8 protein-coding genes and 4 pseudogenes are annotated in these 9,286 nt (G+C 65.1%); 7 read left to right on the top strand and 5 right to left on the bottom strand.

Features of this window, described 5'->3' with window-relative positions; all coding sequences use genetic code 11:
• Positions 1-249: 249 nt before the first annotated feature.
• Both FKR81_RS42815 and FKR81_RS42810 read right to left on the bottom strand, forming a co-directional pair.
• A complete protein-coding gene (locus FKR81_RS42815) occupies positions 250-555 on the bottom strand; it encodes a hypothetical protein (RefSeq protein ID WP_146361300.1) in 306 nt (101 codons plus the stop codon).
• Positions 518-805, bottom strand: a pseudogene (locus FKR81_RS42810) (ATP-binding protein); the annotation flags it as partial. The pseudogene FKR81_RS42810 and the gene FKR81_RS42815, both read right to left, overlap by 38 nt.
• A 296-nt stretch (positions 806-1,101) precedes the next feature.
• Here FKR81_RS42810 and FKR81_RS44725 point away from each other — a divergent pair.
• Positions 1,102-1,725 (top strand): site-specific integrase, encoded by a 624-nt coding sequence (locus tag FKR81_RS44725; protein WP_222598620.1) that lies wholly within the window; start codon positions 1,102-1,104, stop codon positions 1,723-1,725.
• 2 nt (positions 1,726-1,727) lie between these two features.
• Complete coding sequence (locus tag FKR81_RS44720) at positions 1,728-2,195, top strand: tyrosine-type recombinase/integrase (RefSeq protein ID WP_235922243.1); 468 nt, start codon at positions 1,728-1,730, stop codon at positions 2,193-2,195.
• A gap of 530 nt (positions 2,196-2,725) precedes the next feature.
• Here the strand turns inward: FKR81_RS44720 and FKR81_RS42795 are convergent.
• On the bottom strand, positions 2,726-3,388 hold the full coding sequence (locus tag FKR81_RS42795; protein WP_222598618.1) for an ATP-binding protein: 663 nt from the start codon (positions 3,386-3,388) through the stop codon (positions 2,726-2,728).
• On the opposite strand from FKR81_RS42795, the gene FKR81_RS42790 reads away from it, so the two are divergent.
• The 3 genes and pseudogenes from FKR81_RS42790 to FKR81_RS46190 all read left to right on the top strand — a co-directional run bounded on the left by FKR81_RS42790 (position 3,387) and on the right by FKR81_RS46190 (position 5,439).
• Positions 3,387-3,692: a transposase family protein gene (locus tag FKR81_RS42790; RefSeq protein WP_146361296.1), complete on the top strand. Its 306-nt coding sequence runs from the start codon at positions 3,387-3,389 to the stop codon at positions 3,690-3,692. The genes FKR81_RS42795 and FKR81_RS42790 overlap by 2 nt on opposite strands.
• A pseudogene (locus tag FKR81_RS42785) lies at positions 3,692-5,087 on the top strand (IS30 family transposase). Before FKR81_RS42790 ends, FKR81_RS42785 begins: the two are co-directional and overlap by 1 nt.
• Positions 5,068-5,439: an integrase core domain-containing protein gene (locus FKR81_RS46190; protein ID WP_146361294.1), complete on the top strand. Its 372-nt coding sequence runs from the start codon at positions 5,068-5,070 to the stop codon at positions 5,437-5,439. The pseudogene FKR81_RS42785 and the gene FKR81_RS46190 overlap by 20 nt, the downstream one beginning before the upstream one ends.
• Positions 5,440-5,549: 110 nt before the next feature.
• On the opposite strand, the gene FKR81_RS42775 is transcribed toward FKR81_RS46190, so the two are convergent.
• Positions 5,550-6,746, bottom strand: a complete 1,197-nt coding sequence (locus FKR81_RS42775; protein WP_146361292.1) for a hypothetical protein — start codon at positions 6,744-6,746, stop codon at positions 5,550-5,552.
• Positions 6,747-7,097: 351 nt separating this feature from the next.
• Between FKR81_RS42775 and FKR81_RS42770 the strand changes: the two are divergent.
• Positions 7,098-7,911: pseudogene (locus tag FKR81_RS42770) on the top strand (transposase family protein).
• A 284-nt stretch (positions 7,912-8,195) separates the two neighbouring features.
• A complete protein-coding gene (locus FKR81_RS42765; protein ID WP_146361290.1) occupies positions 8,196-8,636 on the top strand; it encodes a hypothetical protein in 441 nt (146 codons plus the stop codon).
• A gap of 466 nt (positions 8,637-9,102) precedes the next feature.
• Here the strand turns inward: FKR81_RS42765 and FKR81_RS42760 are convergent.
• A pseudogene (locus tag FKR81_RS42760) lies at positions 9,103-9,286 on the bottom strand (IS5/IS1182 family transposase); the annotation flags it as partial.

The following is a 9,286-nucleotide window of genomic DNA, read 5'->3' as shown; positions in this document are numbered from 1 at the left end:
CGCAACGGCGAGCCGTCCGCCGACATGAGCGCCGGGTTCGACGTCTCCACCACGACCTGCCGGCGCCAGACCAACGAAGCCGCCGAGCAACTGACCAGCAGGCCCCGAAACCGCCAGAGACACCACGTGGCTGTGACGGTGTGAAGTGACCGCGGATGTTCGTGTGTTGTGACCGCACTTGCCGATCAACTGCATGATCAATGTTGGTGAGAAGTGATGATCAGTGACCGCACTCCGATCGGTCGGTGGTCAGTAGTCGTGGGGCCATCGGCTGTCGGTGATGGGTGACTCGGGGTCGAATCGGAGTTGTGCGTCGTCGGGGCTGGTGCCGAGCGCGTGGGCGATCTCGTGCCAGGTGTGGCCGTTGGCTCGGGCGTTGTGCACGAGCTGTGGCAGGCAGCGCTCGGCCTGGTCGATGAGGCTGGCGACCAAGGTCATGGTGGCGAGGTCGTCGCCGAGCCAGGTCCGGCGGCGCTCGGCGAGGGTGGCCAGGGCGTCGTCGATGAGGTCGAAGGTGTCATCGCCGCTGTGCGGGCTTGGGTTGTTGCTGGTCATGGTCGTCTGCTCGGGCTCGGCTGTGGGTGAGGCGGTAGGAGTCGGTGCCGGTTTCGATGATGTTGCCGCCGAAGGTGAGGCGGTCGACGATGGCGGCGCAGAGCCGGGGATCGGTGAAGGTCTTCGTCCAGCCACCGAACGATTCGTTGGACGCGATCGCGACGGACGCCTTCTCCTCCCGCTCGGTCAGCACCTGGAACAGCAGTTCGGCGCCGCGGCGGTCGAGTTCCATGTAGCCCAGCTCGTCAATCTATGCGGACATCCACATAGATCGACCTATGCGGACTCCGGGATTATGCCGACAAACCAGGGTGTTGACTACGGAATCCCTTCCTGCGGTGGGTTTGTTTGACCTCTTCGGTTGTGGTTGTTCGACATAGTTGCGGGGACGGCTGACGCTTTCGATGTCGGGGCATGGCGCTCCGGAACGGAGGCGAGGTCATGTCTGGAACGCCACGGAGGACGGCCGGTCTGCTCGCGCCGCAAGTTGAGGGCTATCGGTCTTGGTTGGCGCATCACGGATATACGTCGCAGACCATCAGGAACATGCTCCAGGATCTTGGGCAGGTCGGGCTGTGGCTGTCAGCAGCGGGGTTGCAGGTCAATGAACTGAGCGAGGAGCGACTCGAGGACTTCCTGGCCGTCCGTCGCGCTGCCCGGCGTCGCGTTCCCGGGATACGCGGGATGGCGCCGCTGCTGACCTTTCTTCGCGAGAGCGGAGCAGTTTCCCGGCCGCAGTCGGCGCCGACACCTCTGAAGACCTTGCTGGAAGAATTCCGGTCCTGGATGGAGAAGGAACGAGGCCTGGCAGCGGCCACGGTGCTGCGCTACGAGAACACCGCCCGCTGCTTCCTGACCGAGCAGGCGATGACCGGCGGGGACCTCACCCCGGCGCGGTTGAGCGGGGCGGACCTGAATGCGTTCCTGCTGCGGGAATGCGCACGAGTCTCGGCCGGGTCAGCCAAGGGACGCGTAGCCGAACTGCGGGCCCTGATGCGGTTCCTGCACCTGCGCGGTGTCATACCTCTGCGGCTCGGAAGAGCTGTGCCCCCAGTCGGCGGCTGGCGCTTTGCCACGGTGCCGCCGACCATCGCCGCGGCCGACATCCAGCTGCTGCTGGATCACTGCCCGCGGACACCGCCGTCGGCGTCCGCGACTACGCGATCTTGACGGTGGTCGCGCGGCTGGGCCTGCGCTCCATCGAGGTGGCCCGGCTGGAGCTGGGTGACGTGGACTGGCGGGCCGGGGAGATTGTCGTGCGCGGCAAAGGACGGCGCGAAGACCGCCTTCCGCTGCCGGCCGAGGTCGGCGACGCGCTGGTCTCCTACCTTTCCGGCGACCGGCCCCGGCAGCATGCCCGCCATCTGTTCCTGACGTGCCGTGCTCCGCGCGGACCGATCAGGGCGGACCTGGTCGGCGATGTCGTCGAGCGGGCCTGCCTGCGAGCCGGCCTGGCGAGAGTGGGGCCGCACCGGCTGCGGCACGCCCTGGCCGGACAGATGCTACGCCAGGGCGCGGGCCTGATGGCGATCGGCCAGGTGCTGCGGCATCAGGACCTGGCGACCACGGCGCTCTACGCCAAAGTCGATTTCGCCGCGCTGCGGGACGTCGCACAGCCGTGGCCGGGAGCGGTTCGGTGAGCGTGCTTCGAGCAGCCCTGGAGGATTACTTGCGGCTGCGTCGTTCCCCGGGGGGACACCAGATGGCCGAGGCCGCCTGGCAGTTACCGGACTTCGTCGACTTCCTGGAAGACCGTGGACAGCGCACCGTGACGATCCAGGCGACACTGGCCTGGATCCAGCACCGCCAGGGCAAGCAGGTCACGACCATGGCACCGCGGCGGATGACCGCGGTCCGCGGCTTCGCCCGATATCTCAGCGGCATCGACCCCGACACCGAAGTGCCGCCGCTGGGGCTGCTGCCGCACCGCCAGCGATGGCGCCAGCCGTTCATCTACTCCGACGCCGATATCGCCGCGGTGCTGACCGCCGCAACCGCGATGGACACACGACTGCGGGCGGCTACCTATCACACGCTCATCGGGCTGTTGGCCGCGAGCGGCATGCGAATCGGCGAGGCGATCAACCTCGACCGCGACGACATCGACTGGACCGAAGGCGTGCTGCGGATCCGCCCTCACGACCCCCGCGACCGCGCGACCCGGCCGCTATCAACCGACCGACACAGTCCTCGCGTTCCTCAACACCCTGTGACTATGCCAAAACCCGCACCACTGACAACAGCCACCGCCACGTGTTCCGGCACGATGTTCGGCATAGTTCCGGAGTCCGCATAGGTCGATGCAGAGGAGATCAACCCGGCCGTAGCGGGCGATGGTCTTGGTCAGGACCATGTCGTCGGCGGCCTCGACGAGCTCGTTGACCAGCTTCGTGGCCAGCGTGTAGCGGACCCGGAGACCGGCCATCGCGGCCTCGGTGCCCAGCGCGATCAGCAGGTGGGACTTGCCGGTGCCGGAGTCGCCGATCAGGCAGAGCGGCAGGCCTTTGCGGACCCATTCGCAGGTGGCCAGGGTGTGGACGACGGCGGGGTCGACATGAGGGTTGGCCTCGAAGTCGAAGGCGCGCAACGACTTCTCGCGGGGGAACGCGGCAGCCTTGATGCGCCGCTCAGACCGGCGGCGGGCGCGATCGTCACACTCGGCCATCAGCAGTTCGGCCAGAAACCCGCGGTAGGACATCTGTTCCCGCGCCGCGGCGTCGGCGATGTCGGGGAACTGGGTGCGGATGGTGGGCAGGCGCAGCATGCGGCAGGCCTGGTCGACGGCGGCGTCGGCAGCTTGCTCGGTCAGGCCGCGGTGGCGTTGAGCGCTCATGAACGTATCGGAGAACACCGTCGCGGCGCGGATGGCCGAGCTCGGCCTCGCCGGACGTCCGCCGAAGCGGCGGCGGTCGCTGACCCGGCAGGGCAGACGACCGAGGACCGAGGACCTGTTCTCCCGTCGGATGCTCGGCCACGCCATGTCCGAACACCACGACGCGGCCCTGGTCGTGGCGTCCCTGCGGATGGCCGCCGCGATCCGGGGCGGGGATGTCGACGGGGTGGTTTTCCATACCGACCGCGGGTCGGAAGGCGGATTCAATCGGTCGTCGCAACACTCTGATCGAGGGGTGGAATGATGGCTGGACCAAAGCAAAAGCGGGTTCGGGAGTACCGCGGGCAGATGCCGTCGCCGGGACGTCCGACGGTGGCTTGGCGCGAAGATCGTGTGAGGTTTTGGGCGGCGATCGCTGGTGGGGGTGCTGACCGATGAGGCGTCCGAGGCGGCTGGCGTGTCGGCTCCGGTCGGCTACCGGTGGTTCCGTCGCGCTGGCGGGGTGAATCCACGACTGTCCACAACGGTCCCCGGCCGATACCTGTCGTTCGTCGAGCGCGAGAACATCGCGCTGTTGCGCGCTCAAGGCCTCGGCGTGCGCGAGATCGCCCGGCGGCTTGGCCGGGATGCCTCGACGATTTCGCGGGAACTGCGCCGCAACGCCTCAACCCGGACCTACGACCTGGATTACAAGGCGTCTACGGCGCAATGGCATTCCGAGCGGCGTGCGAAGCGACCGAAGATCGCCAAACTTGTAGTCAACGAGCGGCTGCGTGACTACGTCCAGCGACGCTTGTCCGGTGAGGTCCGTGACGGCGGCGGCACCGTGATCGGTCCTGACGGCCCGGCGTGGAAGGGACGGAACAAGCCCCATCGTGGTGATCGGGCCTGGGTCCAGGCGTGGAGCCCGGAGCAGATCGCGAAGCGACTTCCGCACGACTTCCCGGATGATGAGTCCATGCGGATCAGCCACGAGGCGATCTACCAGGCCCTCTACGTCGAGGGGCGTGGTGCTCTCAAGCGCGAGCTCGTCGCCTGTCTGCGCACAGGCCGGGCTCGGCGGGTCCCGCGTGCGAGGTCGAGGCAGAAGGCATGGGCACACGTCACCCCGGATGTTCTGATCGCCAAGCGCCCGGCTGAGGCCGATGATCGCGCCGTGCCTGGGCACTGGGAAGGCGACCTCGTCATCGGACTCCAGCGCTCCGCGATCGGCACTCTCGTCGAGCGGACAACCCGGTTCACGATGCTCGTCCACCTTCCCCGCGAAGAAGGGCGGGGCGTCATCCCGCGCACGAAGAACGGCCCGGCGCTCGCCGGCTACGGCGCGATCACGATGGCCGACGCCCTCGCGAAGGCCATCACCACGCTTCCCGAACTGTTGCGCCGATCGCTGACCTGGGATCGCGGCAAGGAACTGTCCGCACACGCCCAATTCACCGTCCGGACCGGGCTGCCTGTCTACTTCGCCGATCCGCACTCTCCTTGGCAGCGCGGCACGAACGAAAACACCAACGGCCTGCTGCGCCAATACTTCCCCAAAGGCACCGACCTCTCCCGCTGGAGCGCCGAAGACATCGCCGCGGTCGCCGCCACGCTCAACTCGCGACCCCGCAAGACACTCGGCTGGAAGACACCCGCCGAGGCCCTCGAGGACCACCTACAATCAGTCCAAGGCACCGGTGTTGCATCCACCGATTGAATCCGCCGAATATACCGCTGCCGCGACCGCCGCCGCCTGCCGGTCGCTGGGCATCGTGCAGTCGATGGGCCGGGTCGGATGCGCGTTGGACAACGCCGTCGCCGAGGCGTTCAACAGCACGCTCAAGGTCGAGTTCGTGCACCGGCAGCACTTCCGGACCCGCGCCGAGGCCCGCATCAAGGTCGCGACCTGGATCTCGCGGACTTCTACAACACCACCCGGAGACACAGCGCCAACGACGGGCCGGCCCCGATCCCGTTCGAGCACCGGATGGCACGAGCACGGTCGGCATCAACGGCCCAGCCCAGAGCCGAAGTGGCATAACACCGTCTCCACGATTCGAGGGAATTGACAGCAGGCATCTCCCAGTGCTTAACGAGAAGAGTGGTCGAGCGGGCGTACCTGCCATCAACGGTGTCTAGGAACGATGGGTACCACTTGCCTGAAGTCACCGCGTCTCGCTCACCTGGCCTGGCGCGTAGGGGCGGCGGCTGGACCGGATGCAGCGGGCGCGGCACTCGAAGCGACACCAACGCTCGCCTCGCCTGAAACGTAGCCAGGCGAACGAGACCACGCGGCAGCAGCCACTGAGTCAGGGCTGAAGTCAGCTGACGACCGTTCGATGGGAATCTTCGGAGGGACGGGAGGCGGCACCAAATCGATCGGTTTGGGCGGAAGCGAAGGTCCCTGAAACTGCAGCTCGACGGGCTTCGGCGGCAGAGGTGGTGGCGTGTTATGCCCTGGTCGCGGCGACACGAGCCGAGCCGCATGGGCCACGTTGTTGGAGTCGTTCAGGCTGGTCTCGTAGTTGGTGGGCAAAACCGTATAATAGTTGTCCTGAAACGGATCGTGTTGCGGTGACACGAGATGTGCAGCTTCAGCGACCGACAAGTCCCCATGCGCAGTCCACTCCGAATGTTCCCACAGATAGTCGTACTGGGAGATCAGGTGAACATCATCCACCTGCTCGATCTCCTCGGCGATCTCTGAATCCAGATCGTCGTCCAGATCTAAGAGCGCCTGGGTCAGCAAGGTGCTTTCATCAACGACCTCCGTCCTTGCTCGATCCACGTACAGCCGCTCGGCGTCAGTGAGATCGTCGAGAGACAGGCTGGCGCGCCCGGCCACAACGCCCTCGAACTGTTTCTCCAGCCGAGACAACTCCTCTGGGGACACCTGCTCAAGCAACGCGTTGAAGTCATCGCTCCTCTGCAGGTCAGCCAGCACCATGCTCTTGGCCAGCTGATCGAGCTGCTGCCGCCGTTCCTCCGGCAGCAGCTGAGTGGTGAAGGTGTCATCGTAGCTGGGCAGTTCGTAGTCGATCTCGGGGTCGGGTTCGGTACTACCCTGGTCGAAGTCTCGATACGACCTGTCGAGAATCCGATCTGGAGGCTGAAGGAGGTCGAGCTCGACTGATTGAGTGAGCAGGGCATCATTGTTCACGATGTCGCTCACCCGGTCCTCGACGAGATCCCGTTCATCTCGGCGGAGGTCACTGACCGTAATCCTCTTGAGGTCGTCCGCCCATTCACCGAGCATCGCCTGAAGATCAGCGAGCCGTCGACCGTCCACACCGCCGTTCCGCATTTCGTCAAACGCCCTGGCGGACTGCAGATCTTCAAGGATCAGGCTTCTGGCGAGGTGGTCGATCTGCCGCATTCGTTGGTCCCACCGCGGTCCAGTCATGCGTTTCCTTCCGTCGCAGGTGCAGAATCGTCCACAGTGAGACACGAGATGGAACGGGCCTGCGGTTCATGTGACTCCAAAACTGGACTCAAGCGAGCGCGAGGTGGTGTCCATCTGGTCAGGATGGTGCTGCACGACAGGAGCGATCTGACCGTTGCAGGCTCCGTCACGCCTCGACACAGTGAGGCTTTCCGCGTAACCGCGGTGACGTTGCGTAGCAGCGCCTGGTGACACGCAGACCTGTTGTGGTGCAACGGAAAGACGCGAAACGGCAGTATGAAGACGATCCTTCCACAGATCAACTTCACCGAGGTTCCGCGCTCGATGAGCGTTACATACACCGCTGCCCTGCCGGTGCGCGACCAGACCGTGCTGTTCCTATCCGGCCTGCTGCAGGTCGAACGCGCACGTCGCGGCACCGGCACCCGGATGCTCAGCCCCTTCAATAAGGCGGTCCTGGTGCTGCGCTGGTTCCTCGATGCCAGCCGGGTGTGGCAACTGGCCACCGGCAACCAGATCAGCAAGTCCACCACCTACGACTACCTGCACGAAGGCATCGCGGTCCTCGCCGCCCGCGCCCCGGCGCTGGAATCAGCGCTGCTGGCGGCGAAGATGGCCGGCCACTCCCACATCAGCATCGACGGCACGCTCATCGAGACCGACCGCTGCCGCACCCCAGGGTCCCACCACAGGAGTGGATCTCTGGTGGTCGGGCAAACACGCCAACCACGGCGGGAACATCCAGGTCATCACCGCACCCGACGGCTGGCCACTGTGGACCTCCGGCGTGCGTCCAGGCCGCGACCACAACCCACCGCACTGCGCGCACCCCGAACTCCTCCCTGCCCTGGCACCTGGACCGCCGAGTCCCTGCCCGAACTCGGCGACCTGGGCTACGAAGGCGTAGCCGACACCATCACCAACGCGATCAAGAAACCCCAGGGCGGCGAACTCACCGAGGAACAGAAGAGCCATAACTAAGGCCCACAACGGAAACGCGCGGTTGGTGAACGCGGAAACTCCCTGCTCAAGGCCACCTTCAAAGCCCTGCGCAACGAGCCTCTGCCCGTGGACGGTCGGAGCCATCGTCGCAGCGGCGCTCGTCATCCTCCACATCGAGCACGACCGCACAACATGATCACCCAAAGCGACGACCCGTTACGCGGAATGGCTCGATAACTCTTTCGACGTCATCGAAGATGGTATTCGAGCAGGTGGCGCATTTGCAGTTATGCTGAACGGTGCAGTTTTGATAGTGATGCACGTCATTCTTGAGACTTCAGGATCAAGGCATTGACACGACGCATTAACGCGGACATCCTTGTGTCCTCACACATGTCCTGTTCCCAGTAGGGAGTGATAGTGCGTCCCATTTTTCGTAGCATTGGCAATGCTGCGGTCGCCGTAGCGCTCACAGGTTTGATGGTTACCATCGCGACCGGTACTGCGGACGCGGCCCCCGCAGTCTCACGCCCCGCTCAAGTCGCCTCCCGGCATGCCCAGAGCGTCGCCGACGAGTGGCGCGCCGGCCGCGAAGCGATCATCACAGGTCAGGATGGTGCGCGCTACGGCACTCGCGTCGTCGCAGGTCGGGTGACGGTTGCCCCAGTTACCACCGCCCCGATGAACCCGCGCACGGCAGCTGACAACCCCACCTGCACGAAGGCGCTCGTCGTGGCCACGGTGATCTTCGCGATCGGTTCGGCCGGAGTGCTGACACTGCTCGCCGCTGCGGCGATTATCGGTGTCCCGGTGCTGATCATCGGTGGAATCACCATCACCGTGGGCGCATTGGCGGCCGTTTCCGCAGCTCTTGCGAGCTGGAGCGCGGTCGTGTCGCAGTTGGACAAACTTGTCTGCTGATTTCGTTTGGTGTGAAGTCGCGCGTTGGTAGCGTCTCAGGAAATCGTGAGACAGCGCGGACAGCCTATGCCGCAGGCGATCAGGCGCAGGTTTATGGCCGCGACCCGAGGGGTCCTCCCATCGTACATGTGGTTGGTCGCGAGATTCAGAAGGTCAACTCTAGCAGTGCCCTGGCCGCCACTGACATGAGGTTCGACTCGATGGCGGCGTGCACTCGGCCCGTCAAAGCCGCTCATCAGCGTCGAATGGCGGGTTCATGCGGAGGTTGCGGGGTCAATCCTGCCCTCAAGTTCCTTCCATCGGCCACTTCCGTGAGAGGAGACGGCCTTTGAGTGTGAGTGGCAGCTCAGTTCTCTGAGCTGCCACAACAGAGTTCTCATGTCGTGCTGCCAGCTCCACAGCAACTCAAGGCCGTCCACAGTAGAATGGGCGGCCTCTTGATTTCCTGTACAGCAGTGAGCCCTTTTCATCCTGTGGCGGCTTCGTGGTTCTGTAGGACGTGGATGGCTTGGCCAGGCGACCGGCGCGGCGGGGGCAGCTGCGGAGTTTGCGGAGGATGTGCCAGGTCTTGAGTTGGGCGTTGGCGCGGTTGGCGTCCTTCTGGGACTCGGGTTTGTTGCGGCCTTTGTACGGGGTGATCACATGTCGGC

The organism is Lentzea tibetensis, from assembly GCF_007845675.1.
Classification (GTDB): Bacteria; Actinomycetota; Actinomycetes; order Mycobacteriales; family Pseudonocardiaceae; genus Lentzea; species Lentzea tibetensis.
This window is presented reverse-complemented; position numbering and strand designations above follow the sequence as displayed.

Coding starts and splice junctions, on each gene's coding strand:
- FKR81_RS42765 (WP_146361290.1), top strand. CDS start 8,196: ATGGTTACCATCGCGACCGGTACTGCGGACGCGGCCCCCGCAGTCTCA.
- FKR81_RS42775 (WP_146361292.1), bottom strand. CDS start 6,746: ATGCGGCAGATCGACCACCTCGCCAGAAGCCTGATCCTTGAAGATCTG.
- FKR81_RS42795 (WP_222598618.1), bottom strand. CDS start 3,388: ATGAGCGCTCAACGCCACCGCGGCCTGACCGAGCAAGCTGCCGACGCC.
- FKR81_RS42790 (WP_146361296.1), top strand. CDS start 3,387: ATGAACGTATCGGAGAACACCGTCGCGGCGCGGATGGCCGAGCTCGGC.
- FKR81_RS44725 (WP_222598620.1), top strand. CDS start 1,102: ATGCTCCAGGATCTTGGGCAGGTCGGGCTGTGGCTGTCAGCAGCGGGG.
- FKR81_RS42815 (WP_146361300.1), bottom strand. CDS start 555: ATGACCAGCAACAACCCAAGCCCGCACAGCGGCGATGACACCTTCGAC.